Below are 24,749 nucleotides of genomic sequence, written 5' to 3'. Positions count from 1 at the left end.
GAGGGGAATAAACGTTTTCCGGAAGAGTTTACACAACAAAAAAACCTCCTGAATGTTACCACTCAGGAGGTTCATTTTCATTTTTAAGCAGACGTTTTGTCTTGGCTAACCTCAGTACCGTCCTTTAACAAAAGGCGAGGCGGTTCTCCATGCGTTACAGTTGCCCCAGTAATCACACATTTTTCAATGTCATCACGGGAAGGCAGGTCAAACATCACATCAAGCATAATGCCTTCAATGATGGAACGGAGTCCGCGTGCTCCTGTCTTACGCTCAATTGCTTTTTTAGCAATTTCAGACAGCGCTTCTTCTTCAAACTCAAGCTCAACATTATCAAGCTCAAGCATTTTTTTGAATTGCTTCACAAGAGCGTTTTTCGGTTTTGTTAAGATCGCAACCAACGCTTCTTCGTCAAGCTTTTCAAGGCTTGCAATAACCGGAAGACGTCCGATGAATTCCGGAATTAATCCGAAACGGAGCAAGTCTTCTGGAAGCACTTTTGAAAGAAGGTCTTCTTTCTCCAGATCTGCAGCCTTATTATCTGAACCGAAGCCAATCACTTTTTGTCCTAAACGGCGTTTGATGATTTGTTCGATACCATCGAAGGCACCGCCGCAAATGAACAAAATGTTTGTTGTGTCAATTTGAATAAACTCTTGATGAGGGTGCTTACGTCCACCTTGAGGCGGCACGCTCGCCACAGTTCCTTCAAGAATTTTCAGCAATGCCTGCTGCACGCCTTCACCTGACACATCACGTGTAATAGACGGGTTTTCAGACTTTCTTGCCACTTTATCGATTTCATCAATATAAATAATGCCTTTTTCCGCTTTTTCCACGTCATAGTCAGCAGCTTGGATGAGTTTCAAGAGAATATTCTCTACATCTTCACCTACATATCCAGCTTCTGTCAGGGACGTAGCGTCAGCAATCGCAAACGGCACATTTAAAATACGGGCTAAAGTTTGCGCAAGAAGGGTTTTACCGCTTCCTGTCGGGCCGATTAATGAAATGTTACTTTTCGAAAGCTCGACATCGTCCACTTTGCTGTTGGAGTTGATGCGTTTGTAGTGGTTATACACCGCAACAGCTAGTGATTTCTTCGCCTGATCCTGACCGATTACATATTCATTCAGAATTTCACGAATTTCCTGCGGCTTCGGCACATCTTTAAATTCTACTTCTTCTTCTGTTCCGAGTTCTTCCTCCACAATTTCAGTGCAGAGTTCGATACATTCGTCACATATATATACACCAGGTCCAGCTACAAGCTTACGAACCTGATCTTGTGTTTTTCCACAGAACGAGCATTTTAATTGTCCTTTTTCCTCGTTGAATTTAAACATTCTTTCACCCCTTAATCTTGTCTCACTTTTTCTTTTACCGGCAGAGCAAAAGAAAATGATTCTTGAAACGAAACGAGTATGTATTGCATTTTACCATACTTTCCAAAAAGACGGTAACATTGTGTTTCTGACTTGCACATTCTATATGTATGACAAAAAACAACCTGCATTAACTATATTGCCCCAAGAAAAAGAGATATATCATAATTGTACAAAACAAGGCACGAATCATTCGCGCCCTGTTTTATTATTACTATTATTATGCACCATATTAACGGTTTTCTACAAGAAAATCAATTGCTTTGCGAACTTTTAAATCTTCTTTCATCGCGTCAGTAGAACCGATGGCTTGTTTGATATTTTCAACAGGCATGTTGTATGCTTCAGCCATTTTAGAAAGCTCAGCATCAACTTCCTCATCTGTTACTTCAAGGTTTTCCGCTTTCGCAATCGCCTCAAGAGTCAGGTTAGATTTTACGCGTTTTGCAGCATCTTCTTTCATTTGCTCTTTTAACGCAGCTTCATCTTGGCCTGAGAATTGAGTGTAAAGCTCAAGGTTCATGCCTTGCATTTGAAGACGCTGTTCGAATTCTTTCAGCATGCGGTCAAGCTCAGTGTCGATCATCGCTTGAGGAACATCGATTTCAGCGTTTTCAGAAGCTTTCAGAACAAGCTCTTCACGCAATTTAGCGTCAGCTTCGTTTTCTTTTGCTTCTTCTAAACGTTTCTTCGTTTTTTCAGTCAATTCAGCAAGTGTTTCCACTTCTTCATCGATATCTTTTGCGAATTCATCATCAAGCTCAGGAAGCTCTTTCGCTTTGATTTCGTGAATTTTCACTTTGAAGACAGCTGGTTTGCCGGCAAGATCTTCAGCGTGGTACTCTTCAGGGAATGTTACTTCAACATCCTTCTCAGCACCTGCTTCAAGGCCAACTAACTGATCTTCGAAGCCAGGGATGAATGAACCTGAACCCACTTCAAGTGAATAGTTTTCAGCTTTTCCGCCTTCGAATGCTTCGCCGTCAACGAATCCTTCGAAGTCAAGAACAACTGTGTTTCCTTCTTCAACAGCGCCTTCTTCTTTTACAACAAGCTCAGCTTGACGCTCTTGAAGCGCTTTTAGTTCGTTTTGAACATCTTCGTCAGTTACAGCTGTGTCGTCTTTTTCGACGCCTAAGCCTTTGTATTCGCCAAGCTTCACTTCAGGTTTCACTGTTACTTTTGCAGTGAAGATTAAGCTTTCGCCTTTTTCGATTTTTTCAACATCGATTTCAGGACGGTCTACAGGCTCGATTCCAGCTTCTTCAACCGCTTTAGGGTATTCTACAGGAAGAAGAATATCCAAAGCATCTTGGTAAAGAGCTTCTACGCCAAAGCGCTGTTCGAATAAACCGCGAGGAATTTTCCCTTTACGGAATCCAGGAATTGAAACTTGCTTAACTACTTTTTTAAATGCATCATCAAGTGCCGTTTTAAATGTTTCAGCATCAACTTCAACCGTTAAAACGCCTTCGTTGCCTTCTTGTTTTTCCCATTTTACAGACATGTGTTTCCCTCCAAAAATCTATTCAGGTTGTGTCGGTCTTCCATTCTAAAGCAATCATTCGGCTTCGTCCAACAAAAACGAAGCTGCCAAAGATCAGAATCATTATGTATACATTTTAATAATGAACTGTAAAGCCTGTCCAACCGTATTTCTTATAACCCGTTATACACAAATACAACCATTATATTATAACATAACACATACCGCTTTCAACTATATGGCGTGATTTACAAATAAGAAATTTCTTCAATATCTTTAATCATTGTGCACGCTTCATCAAGTTCTCTGTCGGTAAACTCATACATCATATGCAGCTCTTCTCTCTCAATCTCAATCCCATGCATTTCATAGCCGACTTTATGCAGGGCCGCCGCCCAAAGATCTGCAGACAGCAATTTTGGCTGAAATGGATATAAAACATACAAATGTCTTCTCCACAGTTCTTCTACCGCTGCATACAGGGTCGGATTTTCATTCCCAAGCGTTTCATCCAGCACACGGAGAACGCGGTGCAAAATCGGGGAGGCGTCAGGCGGAACAGTCTCGCTCGGCTCGATTGTCATGGAGTCGCCGAATTTTGTAATGTGGACCGGTTTGCTGTAGTCGTGTTCCGCCAATAACATCACGATCATCGTCTTGATAATCGGGTGAGCAGCGGGATCTTCAAGAATTGTTTTTAACAGCCCCGTATACTTCGCTACATTGCGGTCTTTCAATGAATGGATCAAATTCATTTGTTCCTCTGGACTGGCTAACACTTTCTCCGTGTCGATCACATCTTCATACTCTTCGGCCCAAGCCTCGTCTTCTCGCTCCGGGTCGGTCATTTTGCGGCTGAAATCAAGCAGCTTATAAAATTGCTCGGCGCTTTCCGCAGGCAGCTGATTTTCCTCCAGGACGGCCTCAATCGTGCTTTTTACTTCTTCGTATTTCTTAAGCTGAATTAAGATCGTCATGTATACTTGTAAAACCGTAAAATACTGGCCGTATCCTTCTTTCAGCATCTTTTCGCATACACGTTTTGCCTCTTCCAATTCGCCCAGCTCCAAAAAGCAAATGGCCATGCCCAAGTGAAGATCTGATTCAGTATCATCATATTTCATTGCTTCTGAAAACAGTTCCAGCGCCTCTTGATACTTTTTCTCCTTCAGCGAGGACATTCCTTTTTCCACCAGACGGTCTTTCAAATGAGGAAAAGGAATAATTTTTGCGTTTTTCTTGTCATGCGTCATACCTATATTCCTTTCAGGCATTTATTTTGTTCAAGTGTATCAACACCCGTACACAAAAACAAGAAAGGAAAGGTTCTGCCAGACAAAAAAGCTGCCGGACAAATTGCCGGGCAGCTTTTTTTAAGCTTGTAGCCATGAACTTCTCTGCGACTCAAATTGCTTGATTTCATCTTCAAGTAAAAGCGTTAATGAAATTTCATCATAGCCGTTGATCAGCATTTCTTTCCAATGCGGATCGACTTCGAATGAGATCTGATTGCTTTCGCTGTCGTGAATAAGCTGATTTTCAAGATCGACTGTCATTTGCAGTGACTGATTTTCGTATTGTCCGACAAGCTTTTTCCAATTGTCATACGGCATGCGAATCGGCAGCATACCGTTTTTAAAGCAGTTTTGGTGGAAAATATCAGCAAATGACGGTGCGATAATGATTTTAAAGCCGTAATCATCAAGCGCCCACGGAGCGTGTTCACGCGATGACCCGCAGCCGAAGTTTTCTCCCGCTATTAAAATGGACGCCCCTTCATAAGCCGGCTGGTTCAGTTCAAATTCCGGGTTCGGTTCACCATTCGCATCGTATCTCCAGTCAAAGAATGCAAAACGGCCGTAGCCCGTTCTTTCAATTCTCTTTAGAAATTGTTTCGGAATGATCTGGTCTGTATCAACATTAATACGATTTAATACGGCCGCTTTCCCCGTATGTGTTTTCAAAGGTTCCATCTCGTGCACTCCTTACACAACTGTTTTTTCCTGATAAAACTTTCTGACATCCACGAAATGGCCGTGAATGGCGGCCATCGCAGCCATCGCAGGGCTGACGAGATGTGTTTTCGCGCCTTTTCCTTGTCTGCCCTCAAAGTTACGGTTAGAGGTTGACGCACAGCGCTCTCCTTCAGGAACAACGTCATTATTCATGCTCAAACACATGCTGCAGCCTGATTCTCTCCATTCAAATCCAGCGTCTAAGAAGATCTGATGAAGCCCTTCCTTTTCAGCCTGAAGTTTTACGCTCTGAGATCCAGGCACGACGATTGCTCTAACACTTTCAGCCACCTTTTTCCCTTTGATCATATCGGCAGCCTGGCGGAGGTCAGTCATGCGTGAATTTGTACAGGAACCGATAAATACGTGCTCCACTTTGATGTCTTCAATTTTCTGATGAGGAGTCAGCCCCATATATTCATAAGCGCGAATCGCTTCTTTTTTGTCGTCTTCCGCTGAAAAGCTTTCCGGCGCCGGAACTTCCGAATCGACAGGAAGAACCATCCCCGGGTTGATACCCCATGTCACCATAGGGGAAATTTCATTGCCGTCAAGCACAATTGATTTATCGTAAACAGCGCCTGGATCAGTGCGCAGTGCTTTCCATTCTGCTACGGCTTTATCAAATTCTTCTCCTTTTGGCGTATACTTGCGGTTTTTGCAATATTCAAATGTCACTTCGTCAGGCGCAATCAAACCTGCTCTTGCTCCGGCTTCAATTGACATGTTGCAAACGGTCATCCGCTCATCCATCGTCATGTTTCTGAATACTTCCCCAGTGTATTCAATAACGTAACCGGTGCCGAATTTCACACCGTATTTACCGATAACAGCAAGAATGACATCCTTTGCCGTTACCCCTTTTTGCAGTGTCCCGTCTACACGCACCTCAAGCGTTTTCGGGCGCTGCTGCCAGAGTGTCTGTGTAGAAAGAACATGCTCAACCTCACTCGTTCCGATTCCGAATGCCAGGGCGCCGAATGCACCGTGAGTTGAAGTATGGCTGTCGCCGCATACGATCGTTTTTCCCGGAAGCGTTAAGCCAAGCTCAGGCCCGACTACATGAACAATCCCCTGATCTACGCTGTGAAGATCGGCAAGGCGTACGCCAAACTCTTCGCAGTTCCGCTCAAGCGCTGTCACTTGGCGTTTCGCAACTTCATCCGTTATCTCAAAGCGATTGACGGTTGGAATGTTGTGATCCATCGTTGCGAATGTATTTTGCGGTCTTCTGACCTTTCTTCCCTTTTGTCTCAACCCTTCAAATGCCTGAGGGGATGTCACCTCATGGATGAGATGCAAATCAATATAGAGAAGATCCGGTTTTCCCTCACCATGTTTTACAATATGCTGATCCCAAATCTTTTCGATGATCGTTCGAGGCATCATCTTTATTTCCTCCCTCTACCTATGAACTAAGACCGCTTACACCATAAGCTGTCACACGTTAGAAATTGTATTTTCACTCATTAATGCCGTCTTTACTTCCTCTGTAATAGCCTGAGTGCTGCTGTATTCTTCGCCTCTTGCCAAGTCTCTTGTTCTTTTTCCGGAAGTAAGAACCTGATTGACTGCATCTTCTACAGCTTTCGCTTCTTCTTCAAGCCCGAAAGATGTTCTCAAAAGCATTGCCGCTGATAATATCGCCGCGAATGGATTTGCCATCCCTTTCCCTGCTATGTCAGGTGCTGAGCCGTGTACAGGCTCGAACAGATGGAGTCCTGAGCTTGATAAGCTGGCTGACGGAAGCATTCCGAGAGAACCTGTTAGCATGGACGCTTCGTCGCTTAAAATGTCACCAAACATATTTTCAGTCACCACGACATCAAATTGATTCGGTGCATAAATCAGCTGCATAGCCGCGTTATCAACGAGCATATGCTCAAGTTTCACATCAGGATAGTCTTTTGCGACGTCTTCAGCCACTTCCCGCCACAGCCTGCTTGATTCAAGAACGTTCGCTTTATCAACAGAGGTAACCTTGCCTTTTCTGGCAGCCGCCATTTTAAAGCCTTCTCTGATCACGCGTTCAATTTCTTCCCTCTTATAAAACAGTGTGTCTACCGCTTCTTGCTCACCTTCACTGTTTACATAGCGTTTGCTCGGCTGGCCGAAATACAAACCGCCTGTCAGTTCACGAACGATAACGAAATCAACGTTATCAATATATTCTTTTTTCAAAGGCGAAGCGTCAGAAAGGCTTTCAAACACTTTCACAGGCCGTAAATTCGCAAACAGGTCAAGCTGTTTTCTAATGCTGAGCAGACCTTTTTCGGGTCTCAGCTCCGAAGGGTTTTGATCCCATTTCGGGCCGCCGACAGCACCAAGCAAAATAGCATCAGCCTTTTTACAAATCGCAATGGTTTCCTCTGGGAGAGGGTCGTTGTGTTCGTCAATTGCCGCTCCTCCAATAAGGCCGTATTCAAATTCAAATTCATGGCTGAAGCGTTCGGCAACACTTTTCAGCACGTCTGTCGCTGATTCTAATACTTCAGGGCCGATCCCGTCTCCGGGCAATAGAGCAATCCGTTTCTTCAAATTAACCGTTCTCCTTTCTTTTATGATCCGACTGCTGTATGGTTTTGCAGTCCGTTGATATTAGACTGGAAAACCAATTGACGGTTGACTGCGTTCAGATAGGCTTTCGCCGAAGCTTCTAATACGTCTTGCGCTATGCCCCGCCCTGCTGATTCTTTTCCGTTTACTACTACTCTTACATAAACCTGGGCAAATGCGTCTTCGCCTTTTCTATTGGACTGAATGCGGTAGTCTAAGAGCTCCACATCTTTATCAATACAGCGTTCAAGGGTATTGTATATCGCTTCCACGCTTCCGGCTCCTGTTGCCGCTTCCTGAATAAGCTGGGCGTTTTCTTGATTTTTCAAAGAAACCGTAGCCGTAGGGACCTGAGATGTTCCATAATGGACTTGCAGAGAAAGAAATTCATACCCAATCTTGCGGTCTGTTACTTTTTCTTCTAAAATAAGAGAGACAAGATCCTCATCAGTGATTTCTTTTTTCTTCTCAGTCAACTCTTTAAACATCGTAAAGAACTTATTAATCTCTTCACTATCAAATTGGAATCCCAATGCAGTCAGCCGGTCTTTAAATGCATGGCGTCCTGAATGCTTGCCTAGGACAAGCGCATCTGCCGTTACACCGACAAGCTCTGGTGAAATAATTTCGTAAGTTGATTTTTCTTTTAAGAAGCCGTCCTGGTGGATGCCTGATTCATGAGCAAATGCGTTGTCGCCCACTACCGCTTTATTTCGCGGAACAGCCATTCCTGTGAACTTGCTTACTAAATCACTAGTGCGTTTTATTTCATTTAGCGTAATGCCTGTTTCGACTTGATAGAAATCTTTTCTGATATGAAGGGCAACTGCAATTTCCTCTAATGCAGCATTTCCGGCTCTTTCACCAATTCCGTTAATCGCACATTCAATTTGATCAGCGCCATTTTCGATCGCTGAGAGAGAATTGGCGACTGCCATTCCTAAATCATCGTGGCAGTGAGCTGACAGCTTCGCTTGATGAATGTTTGGAACGTTCTCTTTCATATATTTAAAGATATTCCCGTATTCTGCCGGAGCCAAATAGCCGACTGTATCCGGAAGGTTGATGACACTGGCCCCCGCGTCAATCACTTTTTCTACGATTTCCGCTAAAAACGGCAGTTCAGTTCGGCAGGCATCCTCAGCAGACCATTGAACAATCGGGAAACGCTCTTTTGCGTATTTCACCATTTCAACCGCTCTTTCGATGACCTGTTCACGCGTCATTTTCAGCTTGTGTTTTAAATGAATGTCCGATGTGGCAATAAATACGTGAATTCTTGGCTGAGCACCGTCTTTTAACGCTTCCCATGCAGCATCAATATCACCTTTTACACAACGGGCAAGACCTGTCACAGAACAATTTTTTATGGTTCTTGCGATTTCCTGCACAGCTAAAAAGTCACCTCGGGACGAAGCGGGAAATCCCGCTTCAATGATATCTGCCCCGAGTCTTTCGAGCTGCTTTGCTATGGCAAGTTTCTCCTGTGTATTTAAGTTTACTCCAGGGGATTGTTCACCATCACGAAGCGTCGTATCGAAAAAATTAATTTTGCGCAACGGAGACCACCGCTTCCTTCTTCTTGCCTTGTTTGACAAACGGCATCATTTCACGAAGCTTTCTTCCCACCACTTCGATTTGATGTTCGTTTTCGTTCGTATTGATTGCGTTGAAACGAGGACGGTTTACTTGGTTTTCTACGATCCATTCTTTTGCAAATGTTCCGTCTTGGATGTCTTTTAAGACTTCTTTCATTGATTCTTTTACTTTTGCGTCTACAACACGCGGCCCGGATACGAAATCTCCCCATTGAGCAGTATCAGAAATAGAGTATCTCATGCCTTCCAAGCCTTCTTCATACATAAGGTCAACGATCAATTTCAGCTCATGAAGACATTCAAAGTATGCAAGTTCCGGCTGATAACCAGCTTCAGTTAATGTTTCAAATCCAGCTTTTACAAGGGAAGTTAATCCTCCGCAAAGTACAGCTTGCTCACCGAACAGATCCGTTTCTGTTTCTTCTTTAAATGTCGTTTCCAAAACGCCTGCTCTTGCTCCGCCGATTCCTTTTGCGTATGCCAAAGCTTTATCTTTCGCTTCACCTGTCACATCCTGATAGATCGCGAACAACGCCGGTACGCCTGCTCCTTGCTCATATGTTCTTCTAACCAAATGTCCAGGACCTTTAGGCGCTACCAAGAATACGTCAACATCTGCCGGTGGAACAATTTGGTGGAAATGAACGTTAAATCCGTGAGCGAAGACCAATGATTTGCCTGCAGTCAGCTCATCTTTGATTTCAGCTTCATATACTTTTTGCTGCTGTTCATCCGGAAGAAGAACCATAATGATCTCAGCTTGAGCCGCAGCTTCTTTTACTGAAAATACTCGATGTCCGTCTTCTTGCGCCTGAGTGAAAGATTTTCCTTGTCTGACACCGACAATCACGTCAATTCCGCTTTCTTTCAGGTTCAGCGCGTGTGCATGCCCTTGTGAGCCATAACCGATAATCGCTACTGTTTTCCCAGCCAATACGTTCTCTTTGATATCACCGTTATAATATACTTTTACCATTTCAATCTCTCCCTTGTTTTGTTTTATACAATAGATATTGTTTTATTGGATGACGCCTTTTGCTGAGTACCCCTCGCAAAAGCCGTTGTACCTGTTCTCGCAATTTCTTTGATGCCATATGGTTTTAGTAATTCAATCAGCGCTTCAATTTTGTTAGATTCGCCAGTCACCTGTACAACGATGCTGTCTCTGCTGACATCAACGACAGAAGCTCTGAACGGCTCTATCATTCCGTGAATCTCTGTCCTCGTTGACGGTGCGGAAACGACCTTGATTAAGGCAAGCTCCCTTTGGACAATTGATTGATTTGTGATGTCAGTGACTTTCAGCACATCAATTTGTTTGTTAAGCTGTTTTGTCAGCTGTTCAACATCATTTTCTCCTTCAACGTGAACGACAAAGGTAATTCTGGAAACGCCGCTTGTTTCTGTGTGTCCAACTGTAATGCTTTCAATGTTGTAATGTCTTTTTGTAAATAGACCGGTGATCCGGTTTAACACGCCGGAACGGTTCACCACAGTCAATGTGATAATTCTTTTCAAGGTTTCACCCCCACCATTTCATGCAGCCCTTTCCCCGGAGCCACCATCGGGAATACTTTTTCTTCTCTGGCAACCCGCACGTCAATGACAACCGGTTCTTTTGATGTTAATGCCTCTTCCAGCTTTTCTTTCGCTTCCGCTTCTGATGAAATTCTCATGCCTTTAATGCCGTATGCTTCCGATAATTTGACAAAGTCAGGCTGAGAAGCGAATTTAGATTCTGAATAACGTTCTTCATAGAAAATTTCCTGCCACTGTCTGACCATCCCGAGACAAGCGTTATTTAAAATCACAACTTTGACCGGGAGATTCAATTCGCGAATGACATCAAGTTCTTGGAGCGTCATTTGAAAACCGCCGTCTCCGAGCACCGCCACCACGGTTGCATCTTTATCAGCCAGCTGTGCGCCGATCGCTGCCGGAAGGCCGAAACCCATTGTTCCAAGACCGCCTGATGTCACCCATTTATCTGCCTTTTGGAACGGATAAAATTGCGCTGACCACATTTGATGCTGGCCGACATCCGTTGCGACAATGGCTTCCCCCTTTGTAAATTGATGAATGTATTCAATCAGTTTTTGAGGTTTAAAGCCTTCTTCTTCATTGTCTACGTACCAGAGCGGATACTCTTCTTTCCACTCGGCAAGCTGTTTTTTCCATTCGCTTGAGTCGCCTTGTTTGCCGTTTTGTTTGATCAGCTCTTGCAGGACAACTTTGCTGTCGCCGACAACCGGAATCTGTGTTTTCATGATTTTTCCGATTTCAGCCGGATCAATATCAATGTGGGCAATCTTTGCGTTTCTCGCAAAATGCTTCAGGTTTCCTGTGACGCGGTCATCAAAACGGGCGCCGATGCTGATTAAAAGATCACAGTCATGAAGGGCCATGTTCGCTGTATAAGTGCCGTGCATACCCGCCATCCCCAAGAAAAGCGGATGGTCTGCCGGGAAACCCCCAAGTCCTAAAAGCGTGTGTACAACTGGAATTTGCTGCTGCTCGGCATAATTTTTTAATTCTTCTGACGCTTTTCCGTGCAATACGCCCGCACCGGCTAGGATAACCGGTTTCTTTGCGCTGCTTACGGCTTCCACAAGCTTGCGGATCTGCAAATAATTCGGCTCCGTTGTCGGCTGATATCCCGGGAGATTCATCTCGTGATCATAACTAAATTCCCCTTCAATTGCTGCAACATCTTTCGGAATATCGATTAGTACAGGTCCCGGTCTTCCCGTTGTCGCAATATGGAATGCTTCTTTAATGATGCGCGGCAGATCTTCCGGCTGGCGGACCTGATAGCTGTGTTTTGTAACCGGCATTGTAATTCCTAAAATGTCCGCTTCCTGAAAAGCGTCGCTGCCGATAACGGAGGTTGCCACCTGCCCTGTAAAGACGACTAAAGGCAGTGAATCAATCATGGCATCCGCAAGTCCAGTAACAAGGTTTGTCGCTCCCGGTCCTGATGTCGCAATAACGACCCCTGGTTTTCCAGAAACTCTCGCGTATCCTTCTGCTGCATGAATGGCGCCTTGCTCGTGTCGGGGAAGGATATGTACCATTCCTGAATTGTACAGTTTATCGTAGATTGGAAGTACAGCTCCGCCCGGATAACCGAATATCATTTCTACTTTTTCTTTCTTTAATGATTCAATCAGCATTAACGCTCCGCTCATCGTCTGTGTACATTTGGCAGATGCTGAATCCACCTGTACATTAGTCCCCATTTTTAGTTCCTCCTTTTGGATTTTCATCCTCTAAAGATCATCATTTATTAGCTTTACAGCTGATTATTCAATAAAAAAAGCCCTTCCGCCCACAATCAGCCGCGCAGTGAATGCGATAGCCAAAAGGGGCGAAAAGGCTCTTCTTTCCGCGGTACCACCCTTGTTTACGGCCTTTTATACGGCCGTCTCATGGATATTCCTATCCGTTTTAATAACGAGTAAACATCATCGTTCACCCGGCCAAGTCCTACTATGATTTCAGACTGGCACTCTGAGGCGAGTTCACCTTGTAAAGCTTCGCCGGTTCTCAGCTAATCCGGTTCTCTGTGGAAAGCTTTTTCAAGGCTACTTATCCTCATCTGCGCTTTTCATATTCAGTCTCTTGAACAGTTTTTCTGCCGTCCAAGAAGATCGTTTGTTTTTCATTTTTTTAGAATCCTATTGCAATCATTTGTGCTTGTGAAACTTGTGTTTATCTTTTGTTGAACTCATATTACGCCGCTTTGGACGCAGTGTCAACAGCATTTTTTAAAATTATTAGACAATTTAGATTAATCAAACTATACTGTATACGCTTTCATTATTGGTATATAAGGCATTTCAAAAGATAAAAGTTTTTGTAATTTTTTTATTAATCTATCAAGTTTACACTCGAATTTTTCAATTTCATATAAACATGTCATATAATATGACGTGTTTTTGTTTCGATGAGACGTATATATGAAAGATCTTCTGTCAAAAAACAATTTCAGTTCGGATAGGCTCTTTCATTATTTTTCGTCATACACTGGTGTTATCTTGCAAAGAAAAGGTGATACGAGATGAATAAATCATTAGCAGACATCCAATTCCCCGGGGGTTTTCCAAGCTTTCCCCAGCCATTTTATCCGGCAGCTCCCAGCTTTTATCAGCAAGGCCATCAACCATTTGAAGGCTTTGGATACGGACAGCCGTACAGCCAGGCATACAGCCCGCTAAGCACCCCCTCTGCTATGTACTCCTCATTTCCATATGCTTCAGGATTTTACGGGCAGCAATTTTCAGGTGCCGGCTATAGCGGTCATGGCGGCGGTTTCAGTATTCCCGCAACGCACGCCGGAGGATTCAGCGGAGCATCTGGAGTACACGGAGGATTTCGATATTAAAATATCATGGAGGTGCCGAACATCTATGTTCGGCACTTGTTAATTTATTCATCTTTAATAAAGTTAATATACTGTAAGGTTTCCTATCTTACTATTTGGAAGCAAAAAGGATATATTTTAAGATAAAGGATAAGTATGTTCAGAGTTACGGTTTTTGAGGAGGAATTCATTTTGCATATTAAAGTAGATGATTTGACCGGACATCAAGTGATCGAATTAGTGAGTGAGCATTTACATAGCATGACTCTCATGTCTCCGGCTGAAAGTATTCATGCCCTGGACATAGAAAGGCTGAAAAAACCTGAGATTACATTTTGGAGCGCATGGGACGGCAATGAATTGGCCGGCTGCGGAGCACTAAAAGAACTGGACAGCCGGCATGGAGAAATTAAGTCGATGCGAACCTCTTCTTCCCATTTAAGAAAGGGCGTTGCCAGCAAGGTTCTTCAGCACATTATAGAAGAAGCCAAGCGGCGCGGCTATCAGCGATTGAGTTTGGAAACGGGGTCGATGACTTCTTTCGAGCCGGCAAGAAAACTTTATGAAAGCTTCGGTTTCCGGTATTGCCAGCCGTTTGCAGACTATATGGAGGATCCGAACAGCGTGTTTATGACAAAGGAATTGTGAAATATAAAAGATAGATAAGTGCGGGATTATGTTTCTGTCTTATCTATCTTTTTTATTTCCTCCTGTCTTTCGCCTGAATGCTGTTGGCTGCACCAAGTGTTTTCTATTTTGTTTATTTTAAAACGTAACGGGAATTAAAGACGACAAGAACGATAAAATTTTATTTTTACAGAGGAGGAGATTAATATGACAAAAAGTGTAGTTGGTGTATACGAAACTCCGCAAGAGACCATTGCAGTGATTGAAGGCTTACTAACAAAGGGGTATGATTCTGACGATATTTCTGTTGTCACAAATCGCCGGGATACCGATTATCTCGAATCCCGTACAGGGACAGAAGTAAATCAAGCCCTTGAAGCAAATGATAGCGATTCTGAATCCTTTTTCGATAAACTGAAAGATTATTTCACAATGGATGATACTGGCGCGCACAGCAAAGCATTATCAGACCTGGATATCTCAAATGATGAAATAGACAAGTATCAAGAGGATCTGGATGACGGAAAGCTTCTCGTAGCTGTCGATACAGACGCAGACTTAGGTGCGACTATTGATAACGGCAATGCCCTTTCAGGCGGCTTTGCCAATACAAATGAGACAGTAGATTATACAACAAAAGAAGAAAAAACCATGCCGCTTCGAGAAGAACAGCTGAAAGTGGATAAAGAAGATATCCAAACCGGAGAAGTGGAAATCGGAAAAGAAGTCAAAACAGAACAAAGAGATATGGACATTCCGGTAAGACATGATGAAATTTACGTTGAACGCCGTCCGGTGGATGAAAACACGGCAGACGCTTCTCCCGTAAATGACTCAGAAACGGTCAGGGTTCCTATCGTTGAGGAAAAGCTTGAAGTGACAAAAAAACCCGTTGTTACGGATGAAGTGGTTGTCGGAAAACGGACTGTCGAAGAAAACAAACATATTTCCGAAACTGTGAAAAAAGAAGAACCGCGTCTGAATAAAGAAGGAAATGTCCGCGACCTGGATGATGATACGTTAAATAACAAATAAAAATCATCATAAACAAAAACCTCAAATCCTTTAAGGATTTGAGGTTTTTTCTTGGTACGTCCCAGGAGAGATTCGAACTCCCGACCGACGGCTTAGAAGGCCGTTGCTCTATCCAGCTGAGCTACTGGGACACGTTTTGTTTTTTTGTTTTCGCTTTAACTATCAGCGACAAGATTTATTATATATGGGATGCAATGATAAGTCAACGGTTTTTAGAATTTTTTTCATGAGGAAGAATATTTTCTTCCTCATGTGATATTTCATAGGGTTACCCGGTGTTGCAAATCAATGATTTCATCGCCTGCCTGGTTATAAAAACGCACTGTTGCTGTATCATTTTCTAAAGACAGTATAGCATAGCTTTCTGTGCTGCGCACTCTTGGAAGGCGGATGCTGCCGGGATTAATCAGCAGTTTTCCGCGCAGCATTTCGCTTCCTGCGATGTGTGAATGCCCGAAGCAAATGATTTCCGCTCCGAGCTCCTCTGCACGATAGTATACGTTTAATAAGGTCTGTTTAATACCATGAAGGTGTCCGTGCGTAACCAATATTTTTTTGGAACCGGCCGTCAGCAGGAGCTCGTCCTTAAAATCGCCGATAAAATCACAATTGCCTTTTACAACGGAATAAGGCTCTAACGCCGGATGGCCGGTTTCAAGCTCAGAGTCTCCGCAATGAATCATGAGATCAACATCCGCTTCATGACGTTTCGCGATGGTTTGGAGTTCTTCTTCAAGCCCATGGCTGTCACTGATAATCAGCACGTTCATATATACGCTCCCCCTTATGCCTCCAACAGCTTCGACAGCTTTTTAAGTGCGTCAGCCCTGTGGCTGATTTTATTTTTTTCATCACTTGTCAGCTCTGCCATTGTCTTATCTTTATCTTTGACGATAAAGATCGGGTCATAGCCAAATCCGTATTCTCCTCTCGGCTCTTCGGCAATATACCCTTCAACATGACCTTCGACTGTTTTTGTTTCCTCTCCCGGAATACTTACGGCAAGCGCGCAGCGAAAACGTGCCGTACGCTGTTCTTTTTCGATGCCTCTCAGCTCGCTCAGCACTTTATCGATATTCGCCTGGTCATCTTTCTGTTCCCCTGCATAGCGTGCTGAATAGACGCCGGGACGGCCTCCTAAATTATCAACGGACAAGCCAGAGTCGTCTGCAATGACCATTTTGTTCACTGCTTTCGCCACCGCTTCCGCTTTTAGAATCGCATTTTCTTCAAACGTATGGCCTGTCTCTTCAATTTCATCTGTAAACCCGATTTCAGCTAATGATTTTACCTCGTACCCTTTCGGCTCAAGGATTTCTTTAAATTCCTTCACTTTTCCCGGATTGTGAGTTGCAATAATTGCTTCTTTCATGATGATCAAGCCTTTCTGTCATTATTTCAGTTCTGGAAGTGAATCGCCCAGCACTTCTTTTTGCTTGTCAATCAGTTCCTGAATGCCTTTTTCTGCAAGACCGAGAAGCCCATTCAGATCCTCACGTGAAAAGGTTGCCTCTTCCCCTGTTCCCTGAAGCTCCACAAAGCGGCCGCTGCCTGTCATGATGACATTCATATCAACTTCAGCAGCAGAATCTTCTTCATAATTTAAATCTAACAAAATTCCCTGCTCTTTATCAATTCCGACAGAGATCGCTGCCAGGTAATCAGTGAGCGGGTTTGTTTTAATCGTTCCTGCTTTGAGAAGCTTGCCAACCGCAATCGCCATGGCAAGAAATGCTCCGGTAATGGAAGCCGTTCTCGTTCCTCCGTCAGCCTGAATGACGTCACAGTCAATCCAAATCGTACGTTCGCCCAGTTTCTCTAAATCAACGACTGCCCGAAGCGCGCGGCCGATCAAACGCTGAATTTCCATCGTTCTGCCGGAAATTTTTCCTTTGGAAGATTCTCTGATCGTTCTTTGATTTGTAGCCCGCGGCAGCATGCTGTATTCAGCTGTAATCCAGCCTTTGCCTCCGCCCCGCAAAAACGGCGGTACGCGATCCTCTACAGATGCGTTGCAGATTACTTTTGTATTCCCCGCTGTTATTAGAACAGACCCTTCCGGATGGCTGATAAAGTCCAAATCAAACGTGATTGGACGCAGCTCATCATGTTGTCTTCCGTCATGTCTCATGTTTTACCTCCGATTGTATGTACATAAACCATTTTTGTCCCGGAATTGAATAAAGAAAGAGGCAGCCGGAACGCTAACCTCTTTCTTTCTAGTATATCAAAAATCCCAATTTAAAAACTACCCGTATTCACTTGAGACGGTCTGGATACCGCTTCTGAAAGTTTTTCGCCTTTTTCGTTCACAAGCTCGGCTTTTCCGTTCACTTTAACGGATACGCTTTTTACATCCGGCTGTTCTGTTAAAGTCAGCACAATGCTGTTGAGCACTTCTGAGGAAATCATTTTCGTCTTTTCATCTGCGCTTCCGAAAATGGATTGATTAAAATCTAGCGTTACACGTCCATCTTTGATTTTCGGCTTACTGACCAATTTCACATCTTCGCTGAAATCCGTTAACAGGTCGCTCGCCTTGCTCGGGCCCTCAGCCAGTTCATTAATAGCGGCTGTAATGTCGTCTGTTTTAGAATTGTCAATTCGTTTCGTTACCGGCACGTAATACTCACTGTCATCGGTTTCCGCCAAATAGTAGACTGTCAGCGGATGTGTAGCAGTGAGATCATTGACGCCTGCTGTTTCCAAATTAATCCCGTCCTTACGGCTTAAATCGTCCGAGATCGGCGTGCCGCCTACAGGCATCTCCTTAAGTTCGTGCCCGTTGATTCTCAGCTTCACTTTGTCTATTGAACTGAATTGAGTCAGCGTCCACGTCACCGATTGAACGATTTTCTGTTCATCTTCCTTCTTATAGTTTTTAAATTCCTTTGAGAAGTCCGCTATAGCAGTGCCATCTTTTTTGATGTCTACGTTAACAGTTGTGTCAGCCGGCAAAACGGCTCTGAAGCCATTCGGCAGAATCTCTGACACAGGTCCGCCCTGCACAAGGTATTCAAGCGCCTGCTTAGCCGTTCCTTCACTTTTCGGAAGAGGCATCGTTTGCGCAACGACATAACCGTTTTTATCAATGAGATAAAGCTCCCTCATCACTGTAGAAGAGTCCTGATTCGCTTTTTCGGTATCACTTTTTTCATTTTTTGTTTTTTCGGCTGCTGTTGTATTTGAATCGGTCCCCGCTTCATCATTTACGTATGTAACGTCTTGAGGCGGATCGATTTCCTCAGCTGTCTTATCGGATTGAAATAAACCGCACCCGGATAAAAGCAAGGCAGAGGTGAGACAAGTGGCACCAATGACTGCAGGTCCTTTTTTCAGCATACTTTTCCCTCCTAAGGCTGTTTGTACTACTATGTATACGAGCCTCAGCGGGAAATAGACCGATGAATTCCATTAAAAACAGAAAAAACCCGCAACACGCCGTTGCGGGGCAAAACTATCTTCTAATTGGTTCTCGCAAAGAGATGCATTCTACGTGACCTACTTCATGGCCAAACCAGTCATCTGCTATTTTCGCAAACTGATCCCGTTCTCCTGTAGTCAGGAATTGATGATCTGGGGTAAACGGGGATTGATTCAGCAGTCCTTTATACGATAGAATCGTACTCACTTCCCGGGCTGTTTCATCACCTGACGAAATAATATTCACATGCTCTCCCATATATCTTTGAATCGCGTCTTTTAAAATAGGATAATGGGTGCAGCCTAAAATCAGCGAGTCAATCGATGTATCTTTTAACGGAGATAATGATGTTTTGACAATCTCGTCTGCTGTTTTGTCAAGAAACTTTCCGCTTTCCACAAACGGCACAAGCAGCGGACAGGCAAGATTTTCGACCTTCAGTTCGGCATTTAATGCCAGAAGGGCTTCTTCATAAGCATTGCTCTTAATGGTGTTTTCTGTGCCGATTACACCGATATGCTGATTTTCCGTCACTTTTATCGCGGCCCGAGCACCAGGCTGGATCACCCCGACCACCGGAATATCAACGTCGCGCTGGATGTCTTCCAGTGCAATTGCTGTCGCGGTGTTGCAGGCGATCACCAGCATCTTAATGTGGTGGTTTTTCAACAGATAATGTGTCAGCTCCCGCGTGTATTGAAGCACTTCTTCTTCAGGACGCGGCCCGTACGGACACCGTTTTGTATCCCCTACGTAGATTATATTTTCTTTTGGTAGCTGTCTCATGATTTCCTTTGCAACGGTTAACCCGCCAACCCCGGAATCAATGACTCCTATTGGTTGTTCCAACAAAATCGCCTCATTTTCTCTTCATTTCATGCTGCAGTTTCATCAATGATTTTTCGAAGATGGCTATTTCTTCATCTGTAAACGTTTCGAACATATCACGCAGGTATTCCTGCCTTTTTGTAATGACCTCTTGGATAATGCGTTCCCCTTCAGGCAGAAGGTGTATCCTGACGACACGTCTGTCCGCCGGGTCCTTTACCCGCTCGACAAGCTCATTTTTTTGCATACGGTCGATGAGATCCGTCGTCGTGCTGCATGCCAGATACATTTTCCCCGATAGTTCGCCGATTGTCATGTCTCCTAATTCATAAAGCCATTGCAGACCGACAAATTGCGGCGGCGTGATCGCGTATTGGTTTAGGATTTCTCTTCCTTTTTGTTTAATGATCGCGGCAATGTGGCGGAGCGACTTTTCAATGTCCGCAACATGCTCCAAAGGTTTTGATGTCATTTGTCCATCCCTCACTCAAGGATCTCTTACGCACAAAAGCGTTCCGTGTCTATTTTCCTTCTTTTTTAAAGAAAATGCAAGACTCGCGGGACGAGAAATAGAGGGACATTAGGCAAATGAAAGCAAATTGAAAATCTCGTTTTATATCGTATCATCATGGTTTAATATAGGAATTTGGAACTTTTCAAACAAACAGCAATAACCGGCTCCCTCCTGAAAAGAAGGAATACCGGCAAGGATTAAAGCTCTAGCTCACCCATTCTAAGAAGCTCAACAACGGCTTGCGAACGCCCTTTCACACCTAATTTCTGCATGGCATTTGATATGCATATCTATCGCAAACTAAAACAATAATAATCACTTGAATTTATAATGGAAATCGACTGTTCCATCCTCGTATACTACAAGTTTATCAATAAGCGCAGAAAATGCTTCGAATAAATCCTGATCAGTTCTTTCCAGCTGTGCGAATGCATTCTTTATATTCGATATGTCAATTGTTTCTTCTTCCTCACGCTCAAGCATGAACAGCTTATCGTTTAGTTTTTCAATTTGTTCTTCAAGCTCTTTTCGCTTCACCTGGAATTCCGCCTTAGTGATCAGCTGATCTTCCAAGTACAATTCGATTAAACGTTTTTTCTTGTTTTCTGCGTTTTCAATTTCTATTTTCGTTCGCTTGATCCGGTTTTTCTTCTGCTCTTCAAAATCAGATTTTACATCCAGTTTTAACTTCTTGCCCTTTTGTTTCAGTGTTTTAATAACAAAAGCCCGCAAGTCCTTATATTGCATCGGAGCATGGTTTACACAAAGAGCTGTTCCACCTCGTCTATAGGCGCTGCACTTCAAATAATTAAACTCTTTCTTCTCACGTTTCTGATTGTATTTGTACGACGGCAACACAACCATATTGCAACCGCACACACCACATTTCATCATTCCTCGCAGCTCATTCCGAGGGTTAAAACGCTTTTTACGCATCTTGTGTTCTTTGTTATTAGCTTTCTCATACTCTTCTTCTGATATGATCTTAGGGCACCAGTCTTTGTAAACAGTCCATTTTTCTTTTGGATTGCGGATGAATTTTTTCCGTCCGCCTATTTTGACTTGAGTATGTCTATTGGCAATAAACACGCCACAATAAATAGGATTCTTTAAGATTGTTTGTACTGTGGACAGCTGCCAAAAATCAGTCTTTTGAGGCTTTACAATGTTTCCGAGTGCCAATTCTTCATTAAGTTTGAGAACAATCCTTTTATGTCCGTATCCGTGATTATTATGAAGATCGAAAATAAAACGAACAACTTTTGCTTCTTCTTCATTGATAGCCAGGAATTTACCCTCTTTTTTAAATCCAAAAGGTACACGGCCGGAATGTTCACCGCGGCGGGCTTTGGCTGCTAGTGCCCCGCTGGCTGCCACAGAAATTGTTTGAGGGTATTGGGCAGCAAACATTGAAAACATTTCAAATTTCATTGAGTTTTTGCCTTCATAAAGGCTATCATACCCCTCTTCAAGCGTTACAACCCTTACACCATGAGCCAATAAAACCTCACGAATTTCAAGGGCATCTTTAAGATCACGTGCAAGCCGGCTGATTGATTTAAAAACAACCATCTTCAGCTTTCTTTTTTGCGCCTTATCTAAAATGAGTTGCATCGCTTTACGATCAAGCAGCACTGTTCCGCTTATACCGTCATCTAATTGTATAGCTTCGTCTTTCCATTCATAGTTATTTTTCTCTATCCAGTGATGGCAAATATCAATTTGGTTGGCTATTGATGTCACCTGTTCATCTTTTTCTGACGAAACCCTTGCGTAAACTGCATAAGGGTATTCCTCATAGCTGATGATCTCCTGTGTTTCATTTTCTTGGAAGAACACTAAACCACCTCATTTGCATTTGGTACATTTTAGCATGATTATAGCATAATGATTACGAACCTCCTATACTTTTCCGGTTGATTTTCGAACATTTGTTCCTATATATTTTTTTCAAGGAGTTGATCAGAATGAATGAAGGTATTTACGATAAAAGATGGGAACAAAAATTTATTTTGCCGGAGCAAAGGACTGCCCTGTTAAATAGGAAAGAACAAGTCCGAAAAATTGAAAAACCCATTCTTGATGAATACCAACTGGAAGAAATGGCCCGTGTTATTTGCGAGGCGATGGAATTCAACTCGGTTCTGGTCATTAGTGTATACAGAGACGGTTTTATTGAAGAAGTCACAGGACATGTTCATTACATAGATGAAGTTAAACAGAGGCTGCATGTGAAGGATTTAAAAGGTGATACATGGTTTATTGCATTTTATTGTGTTGTTTCCATAAGATTCATTAGAAAATGAATTAACATTTTTTTCTTTTATTTTTTAAAATTTCCCCTCATGTTTATTGCCTAATTTATGAAGGTATCATAAAATAAAGAAACCTTATATAAAGGAGGAAGATATAAATGTTAGCCGCCAAAATGTTAACTACTGCTGAAATTAACAATGTTTTTGCAAGTTTAGACTTATTGACTGAAGAAAAGAGAGAAAAGTTTAGAACTGTTACAACTGCATCACATTCCACAATTCCTACAAATGAGAAACGCCAATCCAAAAACAACTTTAGACTTTCTCATAACTCTAATAGTGTTATTGGCTTTTCAGGGAGATAAAGATGCCAAATTGGAATACTGTTCTCGAAGAAATACATTCACAAGGAACTGCACAAGATATTACAAGAAGAAATTATCTTAGAAAACTTTCTGAACATACTGGAAGGAATACAATCATTTATTATTCTGGTTGGTTGCAAAAGCCTTATCTTGATAGGGATTTTGAATTTCATCAACGAGTTAATGACAATGACAAAAATGGTTTTATGGCGACAATCTCAAATTTAGACCGAACTAAGGGACTAGACTTGATATTGCATACACCAGGTGGTGACATTGCTGCTACAGAATCATTGGTAGATTATTTAAAAGAAATGTTCGGAAATAACATACGAGCAATCGTTCCTCAATTAGCCATGTCAGCTGGCACCATGATTTCTTGTGCATGTTCAGAAATAATAATGGGGAAACATTCTAATATAGGACCTATAGATCCACAAATAGGTGGTATTCCCGCTCATGGGATTATAGAAGAGTTTAATACTGCTGCTCATGAAATTCAACAAGACCCAAGTAGGATTCATGTTTGGCAACCGATTATTGCAAAATATTCACCAACTCTTATTGGGAATTGTAATAAAGCAATTGAATGGTCTCAAGAAATGGTCAAGTCATGGTTGGTCGATAATATGCTATCAGAATATGAAAATCCAGCAGCTTCCGCTGATCAAATTGTCTCTTATTTAGGTAGTAATGAACTAACCAAATCACATTCAAGACATATTTCATTAAATACAGCAAAGAGTATAGGCTTAAAGATCTCAGCCTTAGAAGAAGATTCAACTCTTCAAGATTTGGTTCTTAGTCTCCATCACTCAACGATCCATACTCTATCGGCTTCTAATTCTATTAAAATAATAGAAAATAATGAAGGTGTCTCATATATTCAGCAACACTAAAAAAGGCTCTCCTGCATTAGGGAGAGCTTTTAGTCATCATATGGCCGGTACTTCTTCCGGCCGGCCTCTAATTCTTTTTTAAGGGCTTGTACATGTCCAAGCAAAAACAATGCAACGGTCCCAACCTTTTTCACCGGCTTGAGCTTTCCGGAAGTCACAAGGGTGCTTAAACGCTGCCGGGTGACTCCAAGCAGCTCCCCCGCTTCCGCTGCAGTCAAAACTTCTTCCTGGATAAACTTAATTTTTTCGCTTTCTTTCATGTCGGCTTTCTCTCCACATCATAATGAATCCTTTTAACAAGGTAATAACAACGGCTATCATCAATACAGTATGCGCAATCTTTCCAGACATACCCTCATCGGTCAGATCAATTGCAACGATTCCAGTAACCAAAATGAGCAAAACGGCAAAGTCACCTGTGCTGTACTGCTTAAAATATTTTTTCATACTATCGTGGACGTGGGCTTTTACGGTATACTGTAATTCAATTTTGCAGTATACTGTATAGAGCAAGGGGATTTCTCCCCTTGTCTCACTAGTATCAGCGCTTTCTGCTTGTCCGGCGGGAGCGCTTTTTCTTTTTCTTGCTATGCTTTTCGCTTTCCTTCTGCCATATATCGTAGATGTGTTTTATGATGGTCACGATACCAGCGATAGCAAGAATCCAGTTTCTTACCTCGTCCACTTCAGCACCTCCTTTCTATACTTTAATTATACAATATCTGTTTACCATAGTCAATAGGTAGCACAAAAAAATATATCCTTTACATCACAAAAGGACCTATTGTAAGGTCCTTTTATGAGTTATTAGAATGAAGTTCCAGCGCCAGGCAACACTTTGTATTTACTAAAATCCAATGAGTATGCAGTACCAGTCAAGGTTGCATAACCTCCATTGTTCTTGTTCATGTGTACAGCTCCACTAAGACTAGAGCCTAAAGCTCCCATACCACCTACTGGTGCATCTCTTTTAAAGCCGGAATAATATCTTAATTTTACTTTTCCTTCAAAGTGGTACGGCCATAATGTGTTCGGTCTAACTGTCCAGTAGATAGTTCTTCCGTAATCACCTGCAGTTACAACCGCTCTTCCTCCAGGACCAACAACTTGTGGTTTAATCCCAGCATTTTCTTCAGCTATAACACTATTCGGGTCTTCGGTAATGATATTAGAAATTACAGGATCATTTCCAAAATCTCTTACTGTAATCTCATCATCTTGATAAATAATTTCGCCAAGATTAGATAAATCATCTAAATTCTGAGGTTCTTCGCCAGCGAAAGCAGGGACGGCTAAAAACAAAGAGAAAAGCACAGTAAATGACATTACAAATAATTTTTTCATAATTTTCAAATCCTCTCCCATTTTATTTCCACTTGGATAATGGTACCATAAAAAC

27 protein-coding genes, 1 tRNA gene, 1 pseudogene and 1 other annotated feature are annotated in these 24,749 nt (G+C 42.7%); of the genes and pseudogenes, 6 read left to right on the top strand and 23 right to left on the bottom strand.

Annotated features, from left to right (window positions below; all coding sequences use genetic code 11):
• Positions 1 to 83: 83 nt before the first annotated feature.
• From clpX to ilvB, 10 genes are all read right to left on the bottom strand, one after another.
• Positions 84 to 1,346: an ATP-dependent protease ATP-binding subunit ClpX gene (clpX, locus tag MTN95_RS05100; RefSeq protein WP_024122377.1), complete on the bottom strand. Its 1,263-nt coding sequence runs from the start codon at positions 1,344 to 1,346 to the stop codon at positions 84 to 86.
• Positions 1,347 to 1,617: 271 nt separating this feature from the next.
• Complete coding sequence (gene tig, locus MTN95_RS05095; RefSeq protein WP_059293478.1) at positions 1,618 to 2,892, bottom strand: trigger factor; 1,275 nt, start codon at positions 2,890 to 2,892, stop codon at positions 1,618 to 1,620.
• Between the two features lie 227 nt (positions 2,893 to 3,119).
• Positions 3,120 to 4,124 carry a DNA damage checkpoint antagonist DdcA gene (ddcA, locus tag MTN95_RS05090; RefSeq protein WP_059293477.1) on the bottom strand — a complete coding sequence of 335 codons (1,005 nt, stop codon included), beginning with the start codon at positions 4,122 to 4,124 and terminating at the stop codon, positions 3,120 to 3,122.
• Positions 4,125 to 4,244: 120 nt separating this feature from the next.
• Positions 4,245 to 4,844: a 3-isopropylmalate dehydratase small subunit gene (leuD, locus tag MTN95_RS05085; protein WP_101861315.1), complete on the bottom strand. Its 600-nt coding sequence runs from the start codon at positions 4,842 to 4,844 to the stop codon at positions 4,245 to 4,247.
• Between the two features lie 12 nt (positions 4,845 to 4,856).
• Positions 4,857 to 6,275 carry a 3-isopropylmalate dehydratase large subunit gene (gene leuC / locus MTN95_RS05080; RefSeq protein WP_044154095.1) on the bottom strand — a complete coding sequence of 473 codons (1,419 nt, stop codon included), beginning with the start codon at positions 6,273 to 6,275 and terminating at the stop codon, positions 4,857 to 4,859.
• Between the two features lie 51 nt (positions 6,276 to 6,326).
• Positions 6,327 to 7,424, bottom strand: coding sequence for a 3-isopropylmalate dehydrogenase (gene leuB, locus MTN95_RS05075; RefSeq protein ID WP_024122382.1), 1,098 nt, complete (start codon positions 7,422 to 7,424; stop codon positions 6,327 to 6,329).
• Positions 7,425 to 7,444: 20 nt separating this feature from the next.
• Positions 7,445 to 9,001: a 2-isopropylmalate synthase gene (locus tag MTN95_RS05070; protein ID WP_105953472.1), complete on the bottom strand. Its 1,557-nt coding sequence runs from the start codon at positions 8,999 to 9,001 to the stop codon at positions 7,445 to 7,447.
• On the bottom strand, positions 8,988 to 10,016 hold the full coding sequence (gene ilvC / locus MTN95_RS05065) for a ketol-acid reductoisomerase (RefSeq protein ID WP_105953471.1): 1,029 nt from the start codon (positions 10,014 to 10,016) through the stop codon (positions 8,988 to 8,990). Before ilvC ends, MTN95_RS05070 begins: the two co-directional genes overlap by 14 nt.
• 23 nt (positions 10,017 to 10,039) lie before the next feature.
• Positions 10,040 to 10,558, bottom strand: coding sequence for an acetolactate synthase small subunit (gene ilvN / locus MTN95_RS05060; protein ID WP_105953470.1), 519 nt, complete (start codon positions 10,556 to 10,558; stop codon positions 10,040 to 10,042).
• Positions 10,555 to 12,279, bottom strand: coding sequence for an acetolactate synthase large subunit (ilvB, locus tag MTN95_RS05055; protein WP_105953469.1), 1,725 nt, complete (start codon positions 12,277 to 12,279; stop codon positions 10,555 to 10,557). Before ilvB ends, ilvN begins: the two co-directional genes overlap by 4 nt.
• Positions 12,280 to 12,400: 121 nt before the next feature.
• Positions 12,401 to 12,650, bottom strand: a binding site (T-box leader).
• Positions 12,651 to 13,100: 450 nt separating this feature from the next.
• Between ilvB and MTN95_RS05050 the strand changes: the two genes are divergently transcribed.
• From MTN95_RS05050 to MTN95_RS05040, 3 genes are all read left to right on the top strand, one after another.
• The gene (locus tag MTN95_RS05050) at positions 13,101 to 13,424 is read left to right on the top strand and encodes a hypothetical protein (protein ID WP_248337248.1); all 324 of its coding nucleotides are present in this window, start codon (positions 13,101 to 13,103) and stop codon (positions 13,422 to 13,424) included.
• Positions 13,425 to 13,595: 171 nt separating this feature from the next.
• Positions 13,596 to 14,051 (top strand): GNAT family N-acetyltransferase, encoded by a 456-nt coding sequence (locus MTN95_RS05045; protein WP_248337246.1) that lies wholly within the window; start codon positions 13,596 to 13,598, stop codon positions 14,049 to 14,051.
• A 186-nt stretch (positions 14,052 to 14,237) separates the two neighbouring features.
• A complete protein-coding gene (locus tag MTN95_RS05040) occupies positions 14,238 to 15,065 on the top strand; it encodes a YsnF/AvaK domain-containing protein (RefSeq protein ID WP_248337244.1) in 828 nt (275 codons plus the stop codon).
• Positions 15,066 to 15,122: 57 nt separating this feature from the next.
• On the opposite strand, the gene MTN95_RS05035 is transcribed toward MTN95_RS05040, so the two are convergent.
• The 9 genes and pseudogenes from MTN95_RS05035 to MTN95_RS04995 all read right to left on the bottom strand — a co-directional run bounded on the left by MTN95_RS05035 (position 15,123) and on the right by MTN95_RS04995 (position 21,670).
• Positions 15,123 to 15,196, bottom strand: a tRNA-Arg gene (locus tag MTN95_RS05035).
• A gap of 129 nt (positions 15,197 to 15,325) precedes the next feature.
• Positions 15,326 to 15,835 (bottom strand): YfcE family phosphodiesterase, encoded by a 510-nt coding sequence (locus tag MTN95_RS05030; RefSeq protein ID WP_044154061.1) that lies wholly within the window; start codon positions 15,833 to 15,835, stop codon positions 15,326 to 15,328.
• Positions 15,836 to 15,849: 14 nt separating this feature from the next.
• Positions 15,850 to 16,446: an XTP/dITP diphosphatase gene (locus MTN95_RS05025; RefSeq protein WP_101863450.1), complete on the bottom strand. Its 597-nt coding sequence runs from the start codon at positions 16,444 to 16,446 to the stop codon at positions 15,850 to 15,852.
• 12 nt (positions 16,447 to 16,458) lie between these two features.
• Positions 16,459 to 17,196, bottom strand: coding sequence for a ribonuclease PH (rph, locus tag MTN95_RS05020; protein ID WP_044154054.1), 738 nt, complete (start codon positions 17,194 to 17,196; stop codon positions 16,459 to 16,461).
• A 110-nt stretch (positions 17,197 to 17,306) separates the two neighbouring features.
• Entirely contained in the window at positions 17,307 to 18,407 is a 1,101-nt protein-coding gene (locus MTN95_RS05015; RefSeq protein ID WP_105953465.1) for a GerMN domain-containing protein, read from the bottom strand.
• Between the two features lie 115 nt (positions 18,408 to 18,522).
• The gene (gene racE / locus MTN95_RS05010; RefSeq protein ID WP_101863452.1) at positions 18,523 to 19,341 is read right to left on the bottom strand and encodes a glutamate racemase; all 819 of its coding nucleotides are present in this window, start codon (positions 19,339 to 19,341) and stop codon (positions 18,523 to 18,525) included.
• A 7-nt stretch (positions 19,342 to 19,348) separates the two neighbouring features.
• A complete protein-coding gene (locus MTN95_RS05005; RefSeq protein WP_003222521.1) occupies positions 19,349 to 19,789 on the bottom strand; it encodes a MarR family winged helix-turn-helix transcriptional regulator in 441 nt (146 codons plus the stop codon).
• Between the two features lie 239 nt (positions 19,790 to 20,028).
• Positions 20,029 to 20,115: pseudogene (gerE, locus tag MTN95_RS05000) on the bottom strand (spore germination transcription factor GerE); the annotation flags it as partial.
• A 31-nt stretch (positions 20,116 to 20,146) separates the two neighbouring features.
• Entirely contained in the window at positions 20,147 to 21,670 is a 1,524-nt protein-coding gene (locus MTN95_RS04995) for a recombinase family protein (protein ID WP_248337242.1), read from the bottom strand.
• Between the two features lie 128 nt (positions 21,671 to 21,798).
• On the opposite strand from MTN95_RS04995, the gene MTN95_RS04990 reads away from it, so the two are divergent.
• The 3 genes from MTN95_RS04990 (at position 21,799) to MTN95_RS04980 (ending at position 23,350) form a co-directional block, all read left to right on the top strand.
• Positions 21,799 to 22,137, top strand: coding sequence for a YolD-like family protein (locus MTN95_RS04990; RefSeq protein ID WP_248337240.1), 339 nt, complete (start codon positions 21,799 to 21,801; stop codon positions 22,135 to 22,137).
• Between the two features lie 107 nt (positions 22,138 to 22,244).
• The gene (locus MTN95_RS04985) at positions 22,245 to 22,451 is read left to right on the top strand and encodes a hypothetical protein (protein WP_124072816.1); all 207 of its coding nucleotides are present in this window, start codon (positions 22,245 to 22,247) and stop codon (positions 22,449 to 22,451) included.
• Between the two features lie 2 nt (positions 22,452 to 22,453).
• Positions 22,454 to 23,350, top strand: coding sequence for an SDH family Clp fold serine proteinase (locus MTN95_RS04980; RefSeq protein WP_248337238.1), 897 nt, complete (start codon positions 22,454 to 22,456; stop codon positions 23,348 to 23,350).
• Between the two features lie 29 nt (positions 23,351 to 23,379).
• Here the strand turns inward: MTN95_RS04980 and MTN95_RS04975 are convergent, their stop codons facing one another.
• The 4 genes from MTN95_RS04975 to MTN95_RS04960 all read right to left on the bottom strand — a co-directional run bounded on the left by MTN95_RS04975 (position 23,380) and on the right by MTN95_RS04960 (position 24,694).
• Positions 23,380 to 23,610 carry a helix-turn-helix domain-containing protein gene (locus MTN95_RS04975; RefSeq protein ID WP_202328365.1) on the bottom strand — a complete coding sequence of 77 codons (231 nt, stop codon included), beginning with the start codon at positions 23,608 to 23,610 and terminating at the stop codon, positions 23,380 to 23,382.
• Positions 23,588 to 23,863 carry a hypothetical protein gene (locus tag MTN95_RS04970; protein WP_248337236.1) on the bottom strand — a complete coding sequence of 92 codons (276 nt, stop codon included), beginning with the start codon at positions 23,861 to 23,863 and terminating at the stop codon, positions 23,588 to 23,590. The genes MTN95_RS04975 and MTN95_RS04970 overlap by 23 nt, the downstream gene beginning before the upstream one ends.
• Positions 23,864 to 23,891: 28 nt before the next feature.
• Entirely contained in the window at positions 23,892 to 24,035 is a 144-nt protein-coding gene (locus MTN95_RS04965; protein WP_017696611.1) for a hypothetical protein, read from the bottom strand.
• Positions 24,036 to 24,157: 122 nt separating this feature from the next.
• Positions 24,158 to 24,694, bottom strand: a complete 537-nt coding sequence (locus tag MTN95_RS04960) for a hypothetical protein (protein WP_248337233.1) — start codon at positions 24,692 to 24,694, stop codon at positions 24,158 to 24,160.
• Positions 24,695 to 24,749 lie beyond the last annotated feature (55 nt).

It is taken from the genome of Bacillus sp. 2CMS4F, assembly GCF_023161785.1.
In the GTDB taxonomy this organism is placed as follows: domain Bacteria; phylum Bacillota; class Bacilli; order Bacillales; family Bacillaceae; genus Bacillus; species Bacillus halotolerans.
Note: the sequence above shows the minus strand (reverse complement) of the source record. Positions and strands in the feature narration are given on the sequence as shown.